This is a genomic window from Devosia sp., from assembly GCF_028290645.1.
In the GTDB taxonomy this organism is placed as follows: Bacteria; Pseudomonadota; Alphaproteobacteria; order Rhizobiales; family Devosiaceae; genus Devosia_A.
Window position 1 is genome coordinate 1 of the sequence record NZ_JAQGJL010000188.1, and the last position, 22,334, is coordinate 22,334.

Consider the following 22,334-nt stretch of genomic DNA (forward strand, 5'->3'; position numbering starts at 1 on the left):
TGCTCGTCTCGATGGACGAGGGCACGGTGGTCGCCGGCGTCCTCACCCGCTCGAAATGCCCATCCGCGGCGATCGACTGGTGCCGGCAGAACCTCTCCGCCGGCAAGGCCCGGGCGCTGCTGGTCAACTCCGGCAATGCCAACGCCTTCACCGGCCGAAAGGGCAAGGCGTCGGTGGAACTCTCCGCCGAGATCGTCTCGAAGGCGCTCGGTGTATCTCCGTCCGACATCTTCCTCGCCTCGACCGGCGTCATCGGCGAGCCGCTCCCCGCCGAAAAGTTCGCCGGCGTCGCCTCCGAGCTGACGGCGCGCCTCGCGCCCGGCCCGTGGATGGATGCCGCGAGGGCAATCATGACCACCGACACCTTCCCCAAGGTGGCGACCGCCACCGTGGAGTTCGACGGCGTGCCGGTGGTCATTTCCGGCGTCGCCAAGGGCTCGGGCATGATCGCGCCCGACATGGCGACCATGCTGAGCTTCGTGTTCACCGACGCGCCGATCGCCGCCGGGGTCCTGCAGGGGCTGCTGCAGCCGGCGATCGACACGAGCTTCAACGCCATCACCGTCGACAGCGATACCTCGACCTCCGATACCTGCCTCGTCTTCGCCACCGGCAAGGCGGGCATCGCGCCGATCACGTCCGCCACCGACCCCCGCGCCGAAGTGTTCGCCGAGGCGCTCGGCGACGTGCTGCACGAACTCGCCATGCACGTGGTGCGCGACGGCGAGGGCGCGACGAGCGACAGGAGCGCCTTCCGCATCGCCCAGTCGATCGCCAATTCGCCGCTGGTCAAGACCGCCATCGCCGGCGAGGACGCCAACTGGGGCCGGATCGTGATGGCGGTCGGCAAGGCCGGCGAACCGGCCGACCGCGACCGGCTCGAGATCAGCTTCGGCGACATTCGCGTCGCCACTGAGGGCGAACGCGACCCGGCCTATGACGAGGCAGCGACCAGCGCCTACATGAAGAACCAGGAGATCGAGGTGCGGGTCGGTATCGGCCTCGGCGCCGGCAGCGCCACGGTCTATACCTGCGACCTGACGCACGGCTACATCACCATCAACGGTGACTACAGGTCCTGATGGTTCCGCTGAGCGTCAGCCAGATCGAGGGCGCGACCCTCACTGCGTGGCCTGCCCTCCGGCAGGCGCATGACGGGCTGTGGCTGTGGCGCTATGCGCGGGGCTACACCAAGCGCGCCAATTCGATCCAGTGCCTCGATTTCGGTGACGGAGCCTATGCGGAATTGCGGCTGATGCGTCTCGCCGAACTCTCCAGGCGCCACGCCATTTCGCCGGTGTTCCGGGTTACCCCGCTCACCGCCCCCGAAATCCTCGAAGTGCTCGACGGGCTGTTGTGGGAAGAGTTCGAGCCGAGCCTCGTCATGGCGATGGAGATGCCCGACGAGGATTTCCCGGTCGATTTCCAGGCCCGGTATTTCGAGCCGACCGATCCGGTGTGGATCAAGGCGCAGGCCCATATGTCGGGCTACGACCAGCAGACGCTCGACACGCTGACCGATATCCTCGGCAACATTTCGTGCGAGGCGCGGGGCGTCCTCGTCTATCACAAGGCCGGGCTGCCGGTAGCGGCGGCTCTCGCCTCGGTGTCGAGCGGCATCGGCATCTATCTCAATGTCGTCACCCATCCCAGCGCCCGCGGCATGGGCTATGGCCGTGCGGTGATGGGCGCGGCGCTCAACTGGGTGCGCTCGATGGGCGCAACGCATTCGGCCATCCAGGTGCTGGCCGAAAACTCGACGGCGCTCAATCTCTACACCTCGCTCGGCTTCGGCGAAGTTTACCCTTATGTCTACCGGCGGGCGCCGGACTGGAGCCGCGGGTGAGGATCCAGCTGGTCGTCGCCTGTGCCCTGATCGATGCCGACCGGCGGGTGCTGATCGCCCAGCGCCCCGAGGGCAAGCAGTTGGCGGGGTTGTGGGAATTCCCCGGCGGCAAGCTCGAGCCGGGTGAATCGCCGGAGGCGGCGCTGATCCGCGAACTGGGCGAAGAGCTCGGTATTTCCACCCAGTCGGCGTGCCTTGCTCCGTTAAGCTTTGCGTCTCACGCTTACGAAAGCTTTCATCTTCTGATGCCACTTTACGTCTGCCGAAAATGGCAGGGAGTGCCGGAGGCCCGCGAGCATGCCGCCCTCAGATGGGTGCGCCCGCAGGACCTGCGCCAGTACCCCATGCCGCCGGCGGACGAACCGCTGATCGCGCCACTTTGCGATCTGCTCTGAGGGCTGGTGGGCATGAGTGCGTTGTCGGGACAGTTGTATCGCTTCGCATGCGATGAAGATGGTGCCACGGCCATCGAATACGGGCTGATCGCCGGGCTCATCGCTGTCGGCATCCTTGTTGCCTTGAGCCTGGTGGGCGGCAGCGTCACGACGATGTTCGACTACGTGTCCAGCCGCTCGGCCCAGGAACTAAACAACATCGACGAAATCTGAAGGCTAGCCGTCCCGGCCCAGCACATCCTTGAGGCTGACCTTGGCGCTGCCCGGGCGCAGCGGCCTCTGCTGGCTCTCGTGCGGGGCCCAGCCCAATAGCCAGATGATCTCCAGCGTCGCCCGCACCCGGCCGTCCGGATCGGCCGCTAGGTCGCCATAGGCAGCGCTGGCGGCGGCCAGCAGGCTTCGCGTCGCCGGCTTTCCCGGCCGGTCGGCCAGCGGGTTCTGCGCCCCGAGTTGCTTCAATTCCCGCATCAGCCGCAGCGGGTCGGCATAGCGCACCGGATAGGTCTCGAGATCGGTCACCGGCAGCGCATAGCCGGCCCGCTGCAAGAGGCCGCCGGCATCGGCCAGCGGGATGAACGGGGCCACCCGCGCGAAGGCGCCCCCCGAAATCTCCGCATCGGCCCTGAGGAACGCCTGCCGCAGCTCGGTCAGGCTGTCGCCGCCAAGCGCCGCCGCGATCATCAGGCCGTCGGGCTTCAGATGCGCCCGGATGCGCGACAAAAACCCCGGCACGTCGTTGACCACCTGCAGGTCGAACATCGAGACGATGAGATCATAGCCTTCCCGCGGCAGCACCAGCGCCTCCGGGTCGACCAGCGGCGCCTCGGGCGACCCCAGCACCGTCGAGGCCCGCTCGAGGACAAAGCCGCCGCTTGCCGAGCGTCCCATCAGCGGCAGGCGCGCTCCATCCGGGCCCATGATCAGCGCCCGGCCGAAATCGCGCGACACGGTGATCAGTCGCGCCGCGAGGTCGTCGAGCGCCAGTCCGGTAACGAAATCATCCGGCCCGCGCCTCTCGAGATGGCTGGCGATCAGGGCGCGGTCGAAGACCTTGGGGGGTAGGGGCATAGGCAATCCGCACGCTCTGTCATATTCTCGGTGCGTTATGGATTTGGAACAGGGCAAAGTCAAAGCAGGATCGGCCGGCGCCATGGCGCGGTTCGGCACGGCATTGCTGGACCTCGTCTATCCCCCGACCTGCCTCGATTGCGGTGCGCCGACCGCGGCGCATGCCGCGCTCTGCCCGCGCTGCTTTGCGAGGCTGAGGCCGATCACCAGGCCTTGGTGCCCGGTGCTCGGGCTGCCGTTTGAGGTGTCGCTTGGGCCGGAGGCGCGTTCCGCCGAGGCGATCGCCGATCCGCCGCCCTTCGACCGAGCCCGCTCCGCGGTCATCTACAACGAGGTGGCGCGCGCCATCGTCAGCCGCCTCAAGTATGGCGACCGTCCGGAACTGGCCGGCTTCTGCGCCCGGCTGATGCAGCCGGCGGGCACCGAGTTCTGGGGCGAGCGTCCGGTGCTCGTACCCGTACCGCTGCACCGCTGGCGCCAGTTCGAACGGCGCTACAACCAGTCCACCGAACTCGCCCGGGCGCTCGCCCGTCTCACCGATCTCGGCGTCGCTACCGGCCTCGTCGCCCGCACCCGCCGCACGCGGCAACAGGTCGGGCTTTCGGCCGATGCCCGCCAGCGCAACGTCGCCGGCGCCTTCACGGCTCATCCCGATGCCCTGCGCCGGCTCAAGGGCCGCGGCGTCGTCCTCGTCGACGACGTCATCACCACTGGCTCGACCGTCAACGCGATCACCCGCGCACTGAAGCGGGCGGGAGTCAGCAAAATCGATGTGATTTCGTTCGCCCGCGTTGTGACAGGCGCGGACGTCCCCATATAGAAGTCAATGACTTCCAGCACGTTCAAGGCCAGATGAAAAAGATAGAGATCTACACGACCCAGTGGTGCCCTTATTGCCACGCGGCCAAGTCGCTGCTCGACGGGAAAGGGGTCAGCTACGAGGAGGTCGATGCCGACGACCCGGAGGTTCGGATGGCGATGGTGCAGCGCGCCCGCGGCCGACGCACCGTGCCGCAGATTTTCGTGGGCGAAACGCATGTCGGCGGGTACGATGACATGGCGGCGCTCGACCGGAATGGGCAGCTCGATCCGCTGCTCGCCGGCCAGGACTGACCAGATGCGCGCCGCCGCCCTGCAGATGACTTCGGGTACGAGGCCCGAACCCAATCTCGACCAGCTCGAAGCGCTCGCCGTGGAAGCGGCCCGCAAGGGCGCGACCTATCTGCTGTCGCCCGAGGTCACCGTGGTGTACCCCGAGAATCGGGAGGGTCTCGGGTCCGTCGCCGGACCCTGGGAAGGCAATCCGGCTATAACCCGTGTCGGCGCCATTGCCCGGAAGCGTGGGGTCAGCCTCCATCTCGGTTCGCTCGCCGTGGCGCTCCCCGATGGGCGCTACGCCAACCGCTCGGTGCTGTTCCTCCCCGACGGCTCGATCGGCGCCACCTATGACAAGATTCACCTGTTCGACGCGACGCTCCCGGGCTTGAAGCAGTACCGCGAGAGCGAGACCTATGCCGGCGGCGGCGAGGCTGTCGTCACCGATGCGCCTGGCTTCAGACTGGGCATGACCATCTGCTACGACGTGCGCTTTCCTGCCCTGCACCGGGCGCTGGCAGAAGCCGGGGCACAAGTGATCTCGGTTCCCGCCGCCTTCACCGTCCCCACCGGCGAAGCGCACTGGGAGGTGCTGCTGCGCGCCCGCGCCATCGAGACCGGCTCTTGGGTGATCGCGGCGGCGCAGGCCGGCCACCACGAGAACGGCCGCTCCACCTGGGGGCACTCGATGATCATCGATCCTTGGGGCAAGGTCGTCACCCAGCTCGGCGGCGACGGGCCGGGCATCGCCATTGCCGATATCGACCTCAGGGCTGTGGACGAAGCGCGCGGGCGCGTCCCGGCGCTTGCCAATGCCCGTCCGTTTTCGCTAACCCTCGCAACATCGGGCACCCCGACTTCCGCCCGAGAGGACGTTTCCGCGTGATCAGTTACTCGCTCGTTTGCGAAAAATCCCACAAGTTCGACGCCTGGTTCAAAAGCGCCGAGGCCTATGACGAGCAGGCCGCGCGCGGCATCGTCACCTGTCCGGTGTGCAATTCGGTGAAGGTTGGCAAGGCGCTGATGGCGCCGGCACTCTCCCGCATGAACCCCGACAAGGTGTCGCTGTCGAGCGGCCATCCGCAGCAATCGGAGATTCGCGAGCTGCTGCGCGCCATGCGCAAGAAAGTCACCAGCGAAGCCGACTATGTCGGCGACCGGTTCGCCGAGGAAGCCCGCAAGATCCACTTCAAGGAAGCCGATCCCCGCGGCATCTATGGCGAAGCGACACGCGACGAGGTGGCCGAGCTGATCGACGACGGCGTCGATTTCCTGCCGCTGCCGCACGTCCCCGAAGAAGCGAACTGACCTCCGTATCGGCCGGTCAGGCTGCTGGTTTCGCCGCCAGCACCATGTAATTGACCCCGAGGTCGCGGCTCTGCCGCCACTCGTCGGCCAGCGGGTGGAACACCACCCCGGTCTTGTCGATGACCCTCAGCCCGTTGCGGGCGCAGAGCGCCGCGATCTCGTCCGGCGTCAGGAATTTCCTGAAATCGTGCGTGCCCTTGGGCAGCCAGCCGAGCACGTACTCCGCCCCGACGATCGCCAGTGCATAGGCCCGCGGCGTGCGGTTGATGGTGGCGGTGAACATCAGGCCCCCCGGTTTCACGAGGCTAGCGCAGCTCTTCATGTAGAGCGGCACGTTGTCGACGTGCTCCACCACTTCCATGTTCAACACCACGTCGAACCGCTCGCCCGAAGCATCCAGCGCCTCCGCGGTAGTGGCGCGATAGTCGATCTCCAGCCCGGACTGGTTCGCGTGCAGCTCGGCAATGCGGATGTTCTTCTCGCCCGCATCGATCCCCACCACGCTCGCCCCCAGCCGCGCCAGCGGCTCGCTCAGCAACCCGCCCCCGCACCCGATATCGAGAATACGCACCCCCTCAAGCGGCCGGCGCACCATGCCGTCCTTCAGGAAATGCGAAATTACCCGGTCCCGCACATAGCCCAGCCGCACCGGATTGAACTTGTGCAGCGGCTTGAACTTGCCCCTGGGGTCCCACCACTCGTCGGCCATGGCCGCGAACTTGGCGATTTCGTCGGGGTTGATGGTGGTGTCGGTCATGGAAAGGTTATCGGTCCGGGCGATGGCGGAAACAAGAGGCCGCTGCTTTGGCACAACCCCACCCCTACGCCGCAGGCTCGGACCCGTGAAACAGCTCCCAGCGCCAGCCCTCCGGCGTCTTCAGCAACGCGCCGGACAGGCGGTAGGCAATGCGCGTGGCACCGGTGGGGCGCTCCAGCACGGCGTGTCCTTCGCCGAAGAGCCAGGCCCGATCGCCGCCGCCGCCGGCTCTCAGCATGTCGAACTGCCATTGCACGACGTAGTCCCTGGCATGGATTGCAGCCAGCAGCTTCGCGATCGCGGGGCGTCCGTGGGCGATTTCGCCGGGGTCCGATCCGACCAGCAAGGCGTCCTCGACGAACAGCCCGGCGGCGGCGGGGTCGCGCAGCCGCATGGCGCCGTTGAGTTGCTCCAGTCCCGCCCGCGCAATCCCGATCATCGCCGTCCCCCAATGCGCAGCAGTCTCCGCCGCGCGCGTGCTGTTGATAACCCCGCCGCTTTGTGGCACATCCCGGGCCGAAAACTGAGCGTACCGGCGGGTTCCGCCAATAAATTCGGGGTAGGGGCCTTGGGCCGTATCGTAGTGAAGTTCGGCGGCACCTCGGTCGCCTCGGTCGAGCGCATCCGGCAGGCGGCGCTGCATGTGAAGCGCGAGGTCGATGCCGGCAACGAGGTCGCCGTCGTGGTTTCGGCCATGTCAGGCAAGACCAACGAGCTGGTCGGCTGGGTCAACGATGCCTCCAAGCTCCACGACGCGCGGGAATACGACGCCGTCGTCGCCTCGGGCGAGCAGGTCACCGCCGGGCTGATGGCAGTGGTGCTGAGCGAAATGGGCATCCCGTCGCGCTCCTTCCAGGGCTGGCAGGTCCCGATCAAGACCGACGACGCGCATGGCGCAGCGCGGATCATGGAGATCGATCCCACCGAGCTCGAGAAGCGCTTCGCCGATGGCGTGGTGCCGGTGATCACCGGCTTCCAGGGCGTCGCGCCCTCGGGCCGGGTGACAACGCTCGGCCGCGGCGGCTCAGACACCAGCGCGGTGGCCGTGGCTGCCGCGGTGAAGGCCGATCGCTGCGACATCTATACCGATGTCGACGGCGTCTACACCACCGACCCGCGCATCACCCCCAAGGCGAGGCGGCTTTCGAGGATCTCGTTCGAGGAGATGCTGGAAATGGCCTCACTCGGCGCCAAGGTGCTGATGATCCGCTCGGTCGAGATGGCGATGGCGCACAAGGTGCGCCTCACCGTACGCTCCACTTTCGACGATCCGAACGCGCCGCAGCTCGCGCCGGACGGGACGCCCGGGGTTCCCGGCACAATCGTATGCGATGAGGATGAGATCATGGAAAAGCAGATCGTTTCGGGCGTCACCCTGGCGCGGGCCGAATCCAAGATCACGCTGCGCGACGTCAAGGACCGGCCGGGCGTCGCCGCGGCGATCTTCGGCGCGCTCTCGGACGAATCGATCGTCGTCGACATGATCGTTCAGAACGTCTCCGAGGACGGATCGACCACCGACATCACCTTCACCGTGCCGGATGCCGAGCACGACAAGGCGGTCGCGGCGCTGAAGGCGGCGGGCGCGGCGGGGCGGTTCGAATACCGCACCCTCAACACCGCCAAGGGCGGCGCCAAGGTCTCGGTCGTCGGGGTGGGCATGCGCAACCATGCGGGCGTCGCGGCCTCGATGTTCAAGGCGCTGGCCGACAAGTCGATCAACATCCAGCTGATCACCACGTCGGAAATCAAGACCTCGGTGCTGATCGACGACGAATATGCCGAGCTTGCGGTCCGGGCGCTGCATACGTATTACGGGTTGGATAAGCAGGACGCCTGAGACGCTACGGACCCCGGTCGCGGCGCCTCCGGCACAGGGCGGCGGCGGGCCGCCAGGCGGGAATCATGGCCACAGCGATCAGCGGGCCGCGCGTGCTCTTGAAGCAGTTGCGCGAAACCATGGCGGAGCCGCTGGCTTCGCAGGCTCGGCTCGACAAGATCGTCAATCTGATCGCCGACAACATGCATGCCGACGTCTGCTCGTTCTACGTGCTGCGCGACGATGGCGCGCTCGAGCTGTTCGCCACCCGCGGCCTCGAGGCGAGCGCGGTGCACATGACCACTCTGCGGCTCGGCGAGGGCCTTGTCGGCCTCATCGCAGCGCAGGCCGAGCCGCTCAGCCTCGACAATGCCCCAGCCCATCCGGCCTTCGCCTACCGCCCGGAAACCGGCGAGGATCCGTTCCAGGCATTCCTCGGCGTGCCGGTGCTGCGCGCGGGCCAGACCCTCGGCGTGCTAGTGGTGCAGAACCGCGACGCCCACAGCTATGGCGAAGACGAAATCGAAGCCATGCTGACTACCGCGACGCTGCTCGCCGAGATGATGTCGACTTCCGATTTCGATGCGCTGATCAAGCCCGGCCAGGATATCGACCTGCGCCGGCCGCGCCACTTCGAGGGCACCGGTTTCACCGACGGCGTGGCGCTGGGCAAGGTGGTGCTGCACGACCCGCGCGTCGTCGTCGCCAATTTCGTCGCCGAGGATACCGATGTCGAGCTGGTGCGCCTCGGCGCCGCGCTCGACCAGATGCGCCTCTCGATCGACCAGATGCTCAGCCATGGCGACATGCAGTCGTTCTCGGATCACCGCGAGATCCTCGAGAGCTACCGGATGTTCGCCAATGATCGCGGCTGGGTAGACCGGCTGACCGAAGCGATCGACAACGGCCTCACCGCCGAAGCGGCAGTTGAGCGGGTGCAGAACGATACCCGCGCGAGGATGATGCGGTCGACCGACCCGTACATCAAGGATCGCCTGCACGACCTCGACGACCTCGCCAACCGCCTGCTCCGCGTCCTCACGGGCAATGGTGGCGGCATGGGCAAGAAGGAGCTGCCCGAGAACGCTATCCTCGTCGCCCGCAACATGGGACCGGCGGACCTCCTCGAATACGACCGCTCGAGGCTCCGCGCCGTGGTGCTGGAGGAGGGCGCGGCGATCTCGCATGTCGCGATCGTCGCCAAGTCGCTAGGCCTTGTCGCGGTCGGGCAGGCCGAGAACATCGTCTCGATGTCGGAATCGGGCGACGACATCATCGTCGACGGCCAGGCCGGGACGGTCTACCTGCGGCCGACGCCGGACATGATCCAGGTCTATGTCGACAAGGTGCGGCTCGGGGCCAAGCGCCGGGCGCATTACCTCGAACTGAAGGACAAGCCGGCGATCACCCGCGACGGCGTCGAGGTGACGCTGCTGCACAATTCCGGCATCGTCGCGGACCTGCCCATGCTGCAGGAGACCGGCGCGTCGGGCGTCGGGCTGTTCCGCACGGAACTGCAATTCATGATCGCCTCGCGCCTGCCGCGGCTCAAGGAGCAGGTCGAACTCTATTCCGAGGCGATCCGGCTCACCGAAGGCAAGCCGATCGTCTTCCGTCTGCTCGATATCGGCGGCGACAAGGTGATTCCGTACCTGCGCTACGAGGCCGAAGAAAACCCGGCCATGGGGTTTCGCTCCCTGCGGCTAGCCCTCGATCGGCAGGGCCTGCTCCGCATCCAGATCCGCGCGCTGCTTCAGGCCGCCAATGGCGGGCCGATGAAGATCCTCGTCCCCATGGTTACCGATGCCTGGGAGTTCCGGCAGACCCGGCTGGTGGTCAACAAGGAAGTCGAGCGCATGAAGCATGCGGGCCAGCCGGTGCCGAGCAAGCTCGAACTGGGTGCCATGATCGAGGTGCCCTCGCTCTTGTGGGAGCTCGACCAGGTGCTGCCCGAGGCCGATTTCGTCTCGATCGGCTCCAATGACCTGGTGATGTTCCTCACCGCCGCCGACCGCGGCAACAAACGGGTGGCGAAGTCGTACGATCCCATCGCGCTGCCGCGGCTGCGGGCGCTCAAGCACATCGTCGACATGTCGAAGCGCTACGGCGTGCCGCTCACCATGTGCGGCGAACTCGCCGGCAAGACCGTCGAGGCGCTGGCGCTGCTGTCGATCGGCATGACCAAGCTGTCGATGAGCCCGCCCTCGATCGGCCCGATCAAGGAAATGATCCTTGGCACCGAACTCACCCCCATCCGCAACTCCGTCTCCGCCGCCCTTCTCGAAGGGGCCCACGGCCCCGGCATCCGCGAGCTGCTGCTCGACTGGGCCGGGCGGCAGGGCCTGGTGATCTAGAGCGTCGATGTCGCCGCACTTGACCCCGAGCCAATACGGAACTAGCGCAGCCTGATGGCCTCCCTCCCGCAGGACAAACTCGACGCCCTCACCAAGCGATTCGACTCGATCGAAGCGGCTCTCTCCTCCGGCCCATCGGCCGAGCAGTTCGTCAAGCTGAGCAAGGAATATGCCGAGCTCGAGCCCGTGGTGCGCCCGATCCAGGCCTACCAGAAGCTCCTCGCCGATCTCGAATCAGCCGAGGAACTGGCCGGCTCCGGCGACAAGGAACTGGCCGAGATGGCCGCCACCGAGATCGCCGAGCTGAAGCCGAGGATCGAGCAGGCCGTCGCCGAGATCCGCATCCTGCTGCTCCCCAAGGACGCGGCGGATGAGCGTAGCGTCATCCTCGAAGTCCGTGGCGGCACCGGTGGCGACGAGGCGGCATTGTTCGCGGGGGACCTCCTCCGCATGTACCAGCGCTATGCCGACCTCCAGGGCTGGAAGTTCACCCTCCTCGAAGAGAGCCCAGGGGAAGTCGGCGGCTACAAGGAAGTGGTCGCCAACATCACCGGCAAGGGCGTCTACGCCAAGCTCAAGTACGAATCGGGTGTGCACCGGGTGCAGCGCGTGCCGGCGACCGAGACGCAAGGCCGCATCCATACCTCCGCCGCGACGGTCGCGGTGCTGCCTGAGGTCGAGGAAATCGACATCGACATCCGGCCCGAGGATATCCGCATCGATACCATGCGCTCCTCCGGCGCCGGCGGGCAGCACGTCAACACCACCGATTCGGCGGTGCGTATCACGCACATCCCGAGCGGCATCGTCGTCACCGCGTCGCAGAAAAGCCAGCACCAGAATCGCGCCACCGCCATGAAGGTGTTGCAGGCCCGGCTCTATGAAGAGCAGCGCAACACGCGGGACACCGCCCGCTCCGAAGCGCGGAAGGAACAGGTGGGGTCGGGCGACCGGTCCGAACGCATTCGCACGTACAACTTTCCTCAGGGCCGGGTAACCGATCACCGGATCAACCTGACGCTCTACAAGCTCGACAAGGTGATCGCCGGCGAAGCCCTGGAGGAGCTGATCTCGGCCCTGATCACCGAACACCAGGCGGCGCAGCTGGCGGCCATGGAGGGAATTTCCTGATTCTGAGCGTGGGCGCGGCATGGCGAGGGATACGCGACCTGTTCCGGCGGGCCGGAATCGACACGGCGGAACTCGACGCCCGCTTGTTCGCCGAAGCCGCCTTTGGCATGGACCGGCTCGAGCTGGTCAATCGCGAGCGCGAGGAGGTGCCGGCAAAGCAGCTCGCCGCCCTTCAGGATTTCGCCGACCGCCGCCTCAAGGGCGAGCCGGTGGTCCGCATCCTGGGCGAAAAGGAATTCTGGGGCCTGGGCTTCAAGCTCAACGCCGCCACCCTGGTGCCGCGGCCGGAGACCGAACTCCTCGTCGAGCGCGGGCTCGAGGTGATCGGCGCGCTCGACAAGGCCCGCGTGCTCGATCTCGGCACCGGCACGGGCTGCATCCCGATCGCTCTCCTCACCGAATATTCCGACGTCACCGCGGTGGCCATCGACCTCTCGGCCGAGGCGCTGGAGATGGCGCGCTACAATGCCAACCGGCACGGCGTCGGCGGTCGGCTGAAGACCTTGCGCGGCTCGTGGTTCGATCCGCTCGAGCCGGGTGAGCGCTTCGATCTCATCACCTCGAACCCGCCCTATATCGAGAGCGCAGAGATCGCGGGGCTGATGCCGGAGGTGCGCGAACACGATCCGCGGCTGGCGCTCGATGGCGGACCCGACGGGCTCGCGGCCTATCGGGCGATCGCCGCCGAGGCCGGATTGTTCCTCGCGCCGGAGGGCGTGCTGCTGCTCGAGATAGGCTCCAGTCAGGCCGCGGCGGTGAGCGATATCTTCATCGGAGCGGGCTTCACCCAGGTCGAAGTGTTGCGCGATCTTGCCGCCCATGACCGCATGATTGTCGCGCAACTGAACACCCCCTCTTGAGTATCCGTTAGTGCCCCCCACATTTTGTGCTTGGAAAGCGGGGACGAACCAGATAGGTTCGCTGTGCTGTCAGCGGTGCGAGTTAGATCGCACTTGGGAGACGGCCACCCGCTCATCGGCGAAACTGCACTTGGCAGTGTTCGACACTCGGACGAGGAACCGGGGCGCTTTGATGGGCCACAAGTGGTTCAACCGCGATAGCTCAGGCACCGTGAGACCTTGAACGTTCGCGCCGGATTCGGCGCCGTGGTCCCCGGCGCCCGATGGCCCGATGTTGCCTTCAGTATTCTTTTCCAAGGCTTGAAAAGAGACGATGAGACCTAATCAGCAGAACAACAACAAGAACCGCTCCCGTGGTCGGAACAACAATGGTGGCCGCAAACACGGCAACCCGTTGAGCCGGAACTACGAGAGTAATGGCCCGGACGTGAAGGTGCGGGGCAACGCTTCGCACATCGCCGAGAAATACCTGCAGCTCGCTCGCGATGCGCAGTCCTCCGGCGACAGCGTGATGGCCGAGAACTACCTGCAGCATGCGGAGCACTATTTCCGCATCATCAGCGCTGCGCAGCCGCAGAACCAGCAGCGCGACCAGTTCGGCCAGCCGGCCGAGGACGACGATTACGACGACGATTTCGCTCCGATGAACGATCGGTTCGCGTCGCCCGAGCCGCGTCAGTTCAACCAGCAGCCGCAACAGCAGAACGACCAGCAGCAGCCGCAGCAGTCGATCCCCGGCAGCGAGCCGGTGGTAATGGCGGTGGTCGAGGCGAATGCCGCGCCGCAGGGCGAAGGCGATGCGCCGCAGGGCGAGGGCGAGCCGCGGCGGCACCGCGAACGCCGGCCACGCCGCCGGTCGCGCGGGCAGGGCGGTGAAGGCGGAAACGATCCCGCCGGTGCACCGCAGCCCGATGTCGGCGAGCTTCCGGCCTTTCTCACGGTCGGAAACACGCCGGCCGAATGAGGCGCGAGCGACCGAGAAATTCGATGAAGGCCGGGAGCAGTCCCGGCCTTTTGTTTTCTCCGGCGCTGCCTACATCTCGGTCGGGACCGGGTAGCGCCGCCAAGCGGGCATCCGGTCTTGATAGGATAGTGCGATTGCATTGAGCCATATCAACGTCCGGGCGTTGGATACGTGCTTGGTAAGGGCGGTCCGGCGTGCCAGATGAGGAGAGTAGAATGAACATCGAGAAATACACCGAGCGTGCACGCGGGTTCATCCAGAATGCACAGCAGCTGGCACTCAGCATGGGTCACCAGCAATTCCTGCCGCTGCATCTGCTGAAGGTGCTGCTCGACGACGAAGAGGGCATGGCTGCAGGCCTCATCACCAAGGCCGGCGGTGACGTCAAGATCGCGCGGGCCGAGACCGAGGCGGCGCTCGGCCGCATCCCCAAGGTTTCCGGCGATGCCGGGCAGCTTTACATGAGCCGCGAACTGGCGCGGGTGTTCGATACCGCCGAGAAGGCGGCGGACAAGACCGGCGACTCGTTCGTCACCGTGGAGCGGCTTCTGCTCGCCCTGGTGGTCGAAAAGGATGTCGATGCGGGCAGGATCCTCGCCGCGGCGGCCGTCACCCCGCAGGCGCTCAACGACGCGATCAATGAAATTCGCAAAGGGCGCACCGCCGATTCGGCATCGGCCGAGAATTCCTACGACGCGCTGAAGAAATATGCGCGCGACCTCACCGAGGCAGCCCGCGAGGGCAAGATCGATCCGGTGATCGGCCGCGACGAGGAGATTCGCCGCACCGTACAGGTGCTGAGCCGCCGCACCAAGAACAATCCGGTGCTGATCGGCGAGCCCGGCGTCGGCAAGACCGCCATCGTCGAGGGCCTCGCCATCCGCATCGTCAATGGCGACGTGCCGGAGAGTTTGAAGAACAAGTCGCTGCTGTCGCTCGACATGGGCTCGTTGATCGCCGGCGCCAAATATCGCGGCGAGTTCGAGGAGCGCCTGAAGGCGGTGCTGAACGAAATCTCGTCGGCCGAGGGCAATATCATCCTGTTCATCGACGAGATGCACACGCTGGTCGGCGCCGGCAAGACCGATGGCGCGATGGACGCCTCGAACCTGCTGAAGCCGGCGCTCGCCCGCGGCGAGCTCCACTGCGTCGGCGCGACGACGCTCGATGAGTACCGCAAGCATGTCGAGAAGGACGCGGCGCTCGCCCGTCGCTTCCAGCCGGTATTCGTCGATGAGCCGACGGTCGAGGACACCATCTCGATCCTGCGCGGGCTCAAGGAGAAATACGAGCTGCACCATGGCATCCGCATCTCGGATTCGGCCATCGTTGCAGCAGCCACGCTATCGAAGCGCTACATCGCCGACCGGTTCCTGCCCGACAAGGCCATCGACCTCGTCGACGAGGCGGCGGCGCGACTGCGCATGGCCGCCGAATCGAAGCCCGAGGAACTCGACGAGCTCGAGCGGCGCATCATGCAGCTCAAGATCGAGCGCGAGGCGCTGAAGAAAGAGACCGACGAGGGCTCGAAAACCCGGCTCGCCCGTCTCGAGCAGGAACTCGCCGACCTCGAGGAGCAGGCCAATGCGCTGTCGGCGCGCTGGCAGGCCGAAAAGGCGCGGATGCAGGGCTCGCAGAAGCTCAAGGAAGAGCTGGACAAGGCCCGCACCGATCTTGAGCTGGCACAGCGGCAGGGCGATCTCGCCCGCGCCGGCGAGCTGGCCTATGGCGTCATCCCCGACCTCGAGCGACGCATCAGGGCAGCGGAGGATCCGAACGGCGACGGCAAGCCCGAGCACTCGATGGTCGATGAAGTCGTCTTGCCCACGCATATCGCCCAGGTGGTGAGCCGCTGGACCGGCATCCCGGTGGACCGCATGCTCGAAGGCGAGCGCGAGAAGCTCCTCCACATGGAGGAGGAGCTCGGCAAGCGCGTCGTCGGCCAAGCCGAAGCCGTCGAGGCGGTGGCCAAGGCCGTGCGGCGCGCCCGGGCGGGCCTGCAGGATCCGAACCGGCCGATCGGCTCGTTCATGTTCCTCGGGCCGACGGGCGTCGGCAAGACGGAGCTCACCAAGGCGCTGGCGCAGTTCCTGTTCGACGACGAGCATGCGCTGGTCCGCATCGACATGTCGGAGTTCATGGAGAAGCACTCGGTCGCCCGGCTCATCGGCGCCCCTCCGGGCTATGTCGGCTATGACGAGGGCGGCATGCTGACCGAGGCGGTGCGTCGCCGGCCCTACCAGGTGATCCTCTTCGATGAGATCGAAAAGGCGCATCCGGACGTATTCAATGTCCTCCTCCAGGTGCTCGACGACGGGCGCCTGACGGACGGGCAGGGGCGTACGGTCGATTTCCGCAACACGCTCATCATCATGACCTCGAATCTCGGCTCCGAATATCTCGTCAGCCTGAAGGACGGGGAATCGGTGGAGCTGGTGCGCGGCAAGGTGCTGGACGTGGTGAAGTCCTCGTTCCGGCCCGAGTTCCTCAACCGGGTCGACGACATCATCGTCTTCCACCGGCTGGAGCGGGCGCACATGGGCGCGATCGTCGATATACAGATGCGCCGGCTGCGCAGCCTGTTGAAGGAGCGCGACATCTCGATCGAGCTCACGCCGGCGTCGCGCGAGTGGCTCGCGAACGAGGGCTACGATCCCGCCTATGGGGCCCGCCCGCTAAAGCGCGTCATCCAGCGCGAGGTGCAGGACAGGCTGGCCGAGGAAATCCTCGCCGGACGTATCACCGATGGGCAGACGGTGGTGCTCGATGCCGCCGAGGGCGGGCTGTACCTCCGAATCGCCGCCCCGGGCGAACACGCCGAGGCCGCCTGACAACAGCCAGACGAACAAAGGGCCGGTCGCGAGACCGGCCCTTTGTTCTTGTCGCGACGATGGAACACGGATAAGAACATAACAGGAACATGCCGCGGGGAGGGCGCGATGGCCGGGACCTACACAATCGACTACGTCGAATTTCCAAGCATCGACAATGTCCGCAGCCGCCAGTTCTTCGCCGATGCCTTCGGCTGGCATTCCGTCAGCTACAGTCCAAGCTATGATGAGATCCGTGGCGCGGGTCTGCTCGCCGGCGTCGAAAGCGGCGAGTCAGTGAAGAGCGCGGCGCCCCTTGTCGTCATCCGGAGTTCCGATTTCGAGGAAGCCAGGCGCGCCGTCCTCGCCGCCGGCGGCACGATCACGCTGCCGCTGTTCGAATATCCTGGTGGTCGGCGATTCCATTTCCGCGAGCCCGGCGGCACCGAAATGCGTATCTGGACGACCATCGAATAGCCGGCGATCGCTGGGCGAAATGCGGAAGTCCTATCAACTGCGTCCCGCGTCGCCTCGGCACGTGACAACAATCCTGGAAAGAAAAAGGAACGAGACGTGAAGCAGCGCTACCAGATCGACTATATCGAGTTCCCCTCCGCCGACGGCCCAGGGACCAGGGCCTTCCTTGCCGACGCCTTCGGCTGGAGCTTCACGCAGTACAGCCCGAGCTATGTCGGCATCGACAACGCCGGCATCGACGCCGGAGTCGATTCCGGCGCCAATCCTCCCGCTGCGCCCCTCGCGGTGATCCGCACCGAGGACCTCGAGCTCGCCGAACGCGAGGTGCTCGCGGCCGGTGGCAAGATCACCAAGCCGGCCTTCGACTTCCCGGGCGGCCGGCGCTTTCACTTCCGCGAGCCGGGCGGCACCGAACTCGCCGTGTGGGTCGAGAAGGCGTAGGCTCCGTAGCAGAAAAGAGCCTACGGGAGCTGGAAGCCAGATGAACGAGACCAAACCGGCCGCGCCGGCGGCGACCTTCTGCCCGCCGCAAAACCGGATCTACGTGCTGGTCGCCGCGATCCTCGCCTCATCGATGGGGTTCATCGATGGCTCGGTGCTGTCGATCGCGACGCCGGCGATTCGGGCCGATCTCGGCGCCAGCCTCGCCGACGCGCAGTGGATCTCCAACGCTTACATGCTGTTTCTCGCCTCGCTCCTGTTGATCGGCGGCGCGGCGGGCGACCGGTTCGGGCTGCGCAACGTCTTCGCCATCGGCATCGTGCTGTTCGTCGTCGCCTCGCTCGTCTGTGCGGTGGCGCCCAACCCGGCATTCCTCATCGGTGCGCGCGCCGTGCAGGGGCTGGGCGCAGCGCTGATGGTGCCAGGCAGCCTGGCCATCATCGCCAAGGCCTATCCGCGCGAGGAGCGCGGCAAGGCGATCGGGCTATGGTCGGCGTTCTCCTCGCTCACCACGATCCTGGGGCCGGTGGTCGGCGGGTTCGTGCTCACCACCATGGGGGACTGGAGCTGGCGGCTGGTGTTCGCCATCAACCTGCCGCTCGGCGGGATCGCGCTGGCGCTGCTGCTGCTCAAGGTGCCGGCGGACCAGCCGGAGGCGGGGCGGCGGCTCGACTTGGTGGGCGGCGGGCTGATCACCATTGCCCTGCTGATGATTGCGCTGGGTCTTACCGGCACCGAAGCAGATGCTCCCACGCTCGGCCATGTGCTGATCTATTGCGGTATCGGCCTCGTGGCGCTCGCCACATTTCTATGGTGGGAGGGGCACACCAAGGCGCCAATGCTGCCGCTCTACCATTTCAGGAATGTCGCCTTCTCAGGCGCGCAGGGACTGACATTCGCGCTCTACTTTGCGCTGTCTGCGGTCACGTTCTTCCTGCCGATGACGCTGATCGGCGGCTGGGGCGTGACCGCCGCTGAGGTGTCGATTGCCTTCCTCCCGTTCGGCATCGCGCTCACCGTGCTGTCGCCCTATGCCGGACGCCTCGCCGACAAGATCGGCCCGGGGCCGATGATCACCGTCGGCGCGGTGATCGTTGCGGTCTCCTTCGCGCTCCTCGGCCTGCTGTCGCCGATGCAGAGCGTCTGGTTCGGGGTGCTGCCGCTTACCATCCTGATGGGCATCGGCATGAGCGCCGTGGTCTCGCCGCTATCGACCGCGGTGATGACGTCGGTAGAGGATCGCGACACCGGTCTCGCCTCGGGCGTCAACAATGCCGTGGCGCGCGTCGCGGGCCTGCTAGCGGTGTCGCTGATGGGCGGTGTCGCGGCCTACGTTTTCGACCAGGCGTTCGGCGGCTTTGCCGAGCTGCCGGTGTTCTTCGGGATGAAGCCCGATTCGCTCCTTCCAGCCGATGCCGAAGCGGCGCGGCTAACTGCCAACAACGCCGCCTTTTCCGCCATCGCCTATTGCAACGCAGCCCTGGCGCTGCTCTCGGCGGTTATCGCCTGGTTCACCCAGGAGAACAAGTTCCGGAAAAAAGCCGCCCGGTAGGCGGCAAGTTCCACCCCACGCCCAATGTCATCCCCGCGAAAGCGGGGACCTCCCGTTTGCGAGTCGTGCCTAGGGCACCAAAACAGGGGTTCCCGCCTTCGCGGTATGACATCGAAGGCCGGCGCGACGGCAAGCGCCAGGATGAGCACGCGTGGGGAAATACCGGCCTAGTTCAGCGCGGCGACGGTCATCGGCGCGGCGTCGCGCTGCATCAGGTCGCGGACCTGCGTGATCGTCTGGTCGAAGGCGCCTTCGTATTGCGCCGAAAGCGACTTGTCGCGCGGCAGCTTAACGCTGAGCGGGTCGACGAAGCGACCGTTGACCTTGATCTCGAAATGCAGATGCGGCCCGGTGGAGTTTCCGGTCGAGCCGACATAGCCGATGATCTGGCCCTGCTTCACCCGCACGCCCGGCTTGATCCCCTCGGCAAACTTGCTCTGGTGGCCATAGCCGGTCTCGAAGCCGTTGACGTGCTTGATCTCGATGTACTTGCCATAGCCCGAGACCCACTGCGCCTTCTCGATAACGCCGTCGCCCGAAGCATAGATCGGCGTTCCTGTCTTGGATGCGAGATCGACGCCGGTATGCATGCGGCGCGTCTTGAAGATCGGGTGGACTCGGCTGCCGAAGCGACTCGCCAGCCGGCCACCGCCCTGCAGCGGACGCCGGGTCAGGAAGCGCTTTCCGGTTTCGCCGTCAGGATCGTAGAAATCCACGGTGCCGTCGTCGGTGCGGAAACGGAACAGCTCGCGCGTCGTGGTGCCGAGCTTGAGGCCGACATAGAGCAGTTCCTGGTGCCCGGCGGCATCCTTCTCGGTCTCAAGAATTTCGATAGAATCGCCGGCCGTGATGCGCTTGGTCAGGTCGATGTCATAGGCAAACATGGCGACGATGCGCGAAGTGATGGCGTCGTCGATGTCGTGCTTGCGCGCCGTCTCCCAGATCGAGCGGTAAACCGAGGGCAGGTTGTTGACGTTGATTTCCTCGGTGTCCTCGTCCGGAAAATCGATCTTGGTCGGCTCGAGCCCCAGCACGTAGTTGCCGCGGTCGGTGAGCGCCGCGGTTGCCGCGTGCTTGATCTCGCCGGTCTCGGGATCGGGGAAGTAGATGCTGAGCCGATGCGGAATCAGCGTCTGCGAGTTGCGGGCCGGGCCCATCAGGATGCGAAGCCGGGCACCCCGCGGCACGTCGGTCGAGGACAGGACGTTTTTCAGCGTTGCCGAAATCATGTCGTAGGTCTGGGTGTCGAAGCCGTTCTTGAGCAGCGGCTCCTTGAGGGAGCCCGCCTCGCGCACGGTGATGACGCGCTCCGAGCGGCCGAGCCCGGCTTCCTCGGCCATCTTGGTCTTGGGCAGGACGGTGACGTTCTCGGCGACACCCGAAAGGCCGCCATCGGTCACCACGCCCAGGTCGCGCACGCCGGTATCGGGCGAGGCATAGGCCATCGCCACTTCGCCGTCGCCGCCTTCGGCAAACAGGTTCTCCACCGCCTGGCGCACGAAGTCGGAAGCGCTCTTGTCTGAAATCGCCGGCGCCGGCACGAAACTCGCGGGCAGGGCGCCGGTCTTGATCTGCACTTCGCCTTCGACTTCGGTGCCGTAGATATCGGGATTGGCGACGTCGTCGGCGTCGGTGACCACCGGCTGGCTGGCGTCGATCATCGCCACCGGATCGTAATCGGGAATATCGCCGGAGAGCGCGGTCGCCGCGGTGGCGAGAGTGGCGCGGACGCGGACGAAGGGTTGCTTCCTGATCAGCGCCCGTCCGTCGACGGTCTCGCGGATCGAGGCCTCGACGATCTCGAGCTCGGATCGGGTCTTGGCCACCGGACGGATGCGGTCGCCCTTCATCTGCGAGTCGGCGGGCGCCTCGGCCGGCTTGGTGATGAGCTGCAGCGCTTCGTAGGCGGTGGAGAACGTATCCTGGCCTTCGAATGAGACGTAGAGGGCGGCGCCCATCAGCAGCACCGAGGTCAATCCGGTCATCACCGTGCCGGTGAGCCAGGCGAAGCTCAGTTCGCGGCCATGCGGAATTTCGCCGTCGGTGGATTGGACGGTCAGCGCCGGACCATCCTCGAAGCCGCTCGCCTTGAGAAGCGCGGCGTTACGATTGCGCTGTGCTGGGTTCAACCCGGTCCCGCCTGCCCATTGCCCCGACGCCAGAAGCTGTGGCGCGCGCTCACGCGCGAGTCAACTCACCGGCCATCGTCCTTGGTGTGAGGACAATGCGGCGAAACTAGGCCACCGAAGCAAGGGGCCGGGGCCGCGCCGTTGGCCCGAGGAGAATCCCAGGCGTCGATCGCGAGGTCGCCGGACGGGTCCGCGTGCCAATTCAGTGCCCCGCAGAGATATCCACAGGCCCACTCGGACCCTGTTTCCCCCTTGAACGGAGGCCCTGTGGACACCAGATGACAGCTCCAACGCGCGCGTGCTATATATGCGCGTAGACGGGTTAGACGGCGGCCCCGGTGGCGTGAATCGATAAATGTCGTTTTCGTCATCTTCGAGTGTTGACACCCCGGAAGGCCACCCCTATAACCCGCCCACCGCTGACGAGGCGGCGCCGAAAAGCGCCAACGAAATCGACGGTAAGCCTCTGAAGGAACTAAGCAATTAGCGCTTTCAGGTTTTCAGAATTCGGACCTTCCGAAAGATGAAAATAGGGTGTTGACAGACTGAAACGTCTCGAATACAACCCGCCACGTTGACGACGCCGAGCGACACTCGCTCCCACTGTTCAACGATCACTGAAAGGGCAGACCTGCTGCCGGGCAACCGGAGACAAGGTTCTGTTCGCCAGAATTAGGAAGCGATTGCTTCCACCGACGCCGCCGGCGAAAGCCGCAAACGGGGTCAGCTCTTTGACATTGTGAAGATTGGAAGAAAGAGAAACGTGGACGGCGAGGTTCTTGCGGTCCGGTCGAAAGACTGGGCAACACGACAAGTTCGACGGTACGTTTCTTAAGAGGTACATACCATTGCCGATGAACTTCGGTTCGTTGGTTGGTGTGTGTCCTCGTCAATTTGCGTCGCAAGACGCAATCGCAAACGTGCAATGTCGAGCGACAAGTCAGATATCAAACTTGAGAGTTTGATCCTGGCTCAGAACGAACGCTGGCGGCAGGCTTAACACATGCAAGTCGAACGCACCGCAAGGTGAGTGGCAGACGGGTGAGTAACGCGTGGGAATCTACCCAGTCCTTCGGAACAACACAGGGAAACTTGTGCTAATACCGGATACGCCCTACGGGGGAAAGATTTATCGGGATTGGATGAGCCCGCGTTGGATTAGCTAGTTGGTGAGGTAACGGCTCACCAAGGCGACGATCCATAGCTGGTCTGAGAGGATGATCAGCCACACTGGGACTGAGACACGGCCCAGACTCCTACGGGAGGCAGCAGTGGGGAATATTGGACAATGGGCGAAAGCCTGATCCAGCCATGCCGCGTGAGTGATG

At 65.7% G+C, this 22,334-nt stretch carries 21 protein-coding genes and 1 rRNA gene; 18 read left to right on the plus strand and 4 right to left on the minus strand.

The genetic code is table 11. The features are described 5' to 3' along the window. The 4 genes from argJ to JWQ89_RS10370 form a co-directional block, all read left to right on the plus strand. Window positions 1–1,082: bifunctional glutamate N-acetyltransferase/amino-acid acetyltransferase ArgJ (gene argJ / locus JWQ89_RS10355; RefSeq protein ID WP_299640719.1), on the plus strand; the 1,082-nt coding region annotated here is incomplete at its 5' end. Continuing rightward, window positions 1,082–1,846: a GNAT family N-acetyltransferase gene (locus JWQ89_RS10360; RefSeq protein WP_299640721.1), complete on the plus strand. Its 765-nt coding sequence runs from the start codon at window positions 1,082–1,084 to the stop codon at window positions 1,844–1,846. The genes argJ and JWQ89_RS10360, both read left to right, overlap by 1 nt. Continuing rightward, window positions 1,843–2,241, plus strand: coding sequence for a (deoxy)nucleoside triphosphate pyrophosphohydrolase (locus JWQ89_RS10365; RefSeq protein WP_299640723.1), 399 nt, complete (start codon window positions 1,843–1,845; stop codon window positions 2,239–2,241). Before JWQ89_RS10360 ends, JWQ89_RS10365 begins: the two co-directional genes overlap by 4 nt. A 12-nt stretch (window positions 2,242–2,253) precedes the next feature. Next, a complete protein-coding gene (locus tag JWQ89_RS10370) occupies window positions 2,254–2,454 on the plus strand; it encodes a Flp family type IVb pilin (protein ID WP_299640725.1) in 201 nt (66 codons plus the stop codon). Window positions 2,455–2,457: 3 nt separating this feature from the next. Here JWQ89_RS10370 and JWQ89_RS10375 read toward each other — a convergent pair whose 3' ends face one another. After that, window positions 2,458–3,309: an SAM-dependent methyltransferase gene (locus JWQ89_RS10375; protein WP_299640727.1), complete on the minus strand. Its 852-nt coding sequence runs from the start codon at window positions 3,307–3,309 to the stop codon at window positions 2,458–2,460. An 82-nt stretch (window positions 3,310–3,391) separates the two neighbouring features. On the opposite strand from JWQ89_RS10375, the gene JWQ89_RS10380 reads away from it, so the two are divergent. The 4 genes from JWQ89_RS10380 to JWQ89_RS10395 are packed head-to-tail and all read left to right on the plus strand — an operon-like array spanning window position 3,392 to window position 5,712. Beyond that, complete coding sequence (locus JWQ89_RS10380) at window positions 3,392–4,129, plus strand: ComF family protein (RefSeq protein WP_299640729.1); 738 nt, start codon at window positions 3,392–3,394, stop codon at window positions 4,127–4,129. 32 nt (window positions 4,130–4,161) lie between these two features. Then, window positions 4,162–4,422, plus strand: coding sequence for a glutaredoxin 3 (grxC, locus tag JWQ89_RS10385; RefSeq protein ID WP_299640731.1), 261 nt, complete (start codon window positions 4,162–4,164; stop codon window positions 4,420–4,422). 4 nt (window positions 4,423–4,426) lie between these two features. After that, window positions 4,427–5,290: a carbon-nitrogen hydrolase family protein gene (locus tag JWQ89_RS10390; protein WP_299640733.1), complete on the plus strand. Its 864-nt coding sequence runs from the start codon at window positions 4,427–4,429 to the stop codon at window positions 5,288–5,290. Continuing rightward, entirely contained in the window at window positions 5,287–5,712 is a 426-nt protein-coding gene (locus JWQ89_RS10395; protein ID WP_299640735.1) for a DUF1178 family protein, read from the plus strand. The genes JWQ89_RS10390 and JWQ89_RS10395 overlap by 4 nt, the downstream gene beginning before the upstream one ends. 16 nt (window positions 5,713–5,728) lie before the next feature. Here JWQ89_RS10395 and ubiG read toward each other — a convergent pair whose 3' ends face one another. Then, window positions 5,729–6,469, minus strand: a complete 741-nt coding sequence (gene ubiG / locus JWQ89_RS10400) for a bifunctional 2-polyprenyl-6-hydroxyphenol methylase/3-demethylubiquinol 3-O-methyltransferase UbiG (RefSeq protein WP_299640737.1) — start codon at window positions 6,467–6,469, stop codon at window positions 5,729–5,731. Between the two features lie 64 nt (window positions 6,470–6,533). Beyond that, window positions 6,534–6,908, minus strand: coding sequence for a nuclear transport factor 2 family protein (locus JWQ89_RS10405; protein ID WP_299640739.1), 375 nt, complete (start codon window positions 6,906–6,908; stop codon window positions 6,534–6,536). A 129-nt stretch (window positions 6,909–7,037) separates the two neighbouring features. On the opposite strand from JWQ89_RS10405, the gene JWQ89_RS10410 reads away from it, so the two are divergent. From JWQ89_RS10410 to JWQ89_RS10450, 9 genes are all read left to right on the plus strand, one after another. Further along, window positions 7,038–8,309 carry an aspartate kinase gene (locus JWQ89_RS10410; protein ID WP_299640740.1) on the plus strand — a complete coding sequence of 424 codons (1,272 nt, stop codon included), beginning with the start codon at window positions 7,038–7,040 and terminating at the stop codon, window positions 8,307–8,309. A gap of 65 nt (window positions 8,310–8,374) precedes the next feature. Further along, window positions 8,375–10,642 carry a phosphoenolpyruvate--protein phosphotransferase gene (gene ptsP / locus JWQ89_RS10415; protein ID WP_299640742.1) on the plus strand — a complete coding sequence of 756 codons (2,268 nt, stop codon included), beginning with the start codon at window positions 8,375–8,377 and terminating at the stop codon, window positions 10,640–10,642. 54 nt (window positions 10,643–10,696) lie between these two features. Further along, window positions 10,697–11,773, plus strand: coding sequence for a peptide chain release factor 1 (gene prfA / locus JWQ89_RS10420; protein WP_299640744.1), 1,077 nt, complete (start codon window positions 10,697–10,699; stop codon window positions 11,771–11,773). Between the two features lie 8 nt (window positions 11,774–11,781). Next, on the plus strand, window positions 11,782–12,633 hold the full coding sequence (prmC, locus tag JWQ89_RS10425; RefSeq protein ID WP_299640746.1) for a peptide chain release factor N(5)-glutamine methyltransferase: 852 nt from the start codon (window positions 11,782–11,784) through the stop codon (window positions 12,631–12,633). A gap of 313 nt (window positions 12,634–12,946) precedes the next feature. Then, on the plus strand, window positions 12,947–13,597 hold the full coding sequence (locus JWQ89_RS10430) for a DUF4167 domain-containing protein (protein WP_299640748.1): 651 nt from the start codon (window positions 12,947–12,949) through the stop codon (window positions 13,595–13,597). Window positions 13,598–13,812: 215 nt separating this feature from the next. After that, entirely contained in the window at window positions 13,813–16,428 is a 2,616-nt protein-coding gene (gene clpB, locus JWQ89_RS10435; protein WP_299640750.1) for an ATP-dependent chaperone ClpB, read from the plus strand. A gap of 108 nt (window positions 16,429–16,536) precedes the next feature. After that, on the plus strand, window positions 16,537–16,884 hold the full coding sequence (locus JWQ89_RS10440) for a VOC family protein (protein WP_299640751.1): 348 nt from the start codon (window positions 16,537–16,539) through the stop codon (window positions 16,882–16,884). Window positions 16,885–16,980: 96 nt separating this feature from the next. Beyond that, window positions 16,981–17,325, plus strand: coding sequence for a VOC family protein (locus JWQ89_RS10445; RefSeq protein ID WP_299640752.1), 345 nt, complete (start codon window positions 16,981–16,983; stop codon window positions 17,323–17,325). Window positions 17,326–17,365: 40 nt separating this feature from the next. Continuing rightward, entirely contained in the window at window positions 17,366–18,877 is a 1,512-nt protein-coding gene (locus JWQ89_RS10450) for an MFS transporter (RefSeq protein ID WP_299640754.1), read from the plus strand. Between the two features lie 167 nt (window positions 18,878–19,044). On the opposite strand, the gene JWQ89_RS10455 is transcribed toward JWQ89_RS10450, so the two are convergent. Further along, window positions 19,045–21,006 (minus strand): M23 family metallopeptidase, encoded by a 1,962-nt coding sequence (locus tag JWQ89_RS10455; RefSeq protein ID WP_299640756.1) that lies wholly within the window; start codon window positions 21,004–21,006, stop codon window positions 19,045–19,047. Between the two features lie 949 nt (window positions 21,007–21,955). Here JWQ89_RS10455 and JWQ89_RS10460 point away from each other — a divergent pair. Further along, window positions 21,956–22,334: ribosomal RNA gene (locus JWQ89_RS10460) — 16S ribosomal RNA — on the plus strand; the annotation flags it as partial.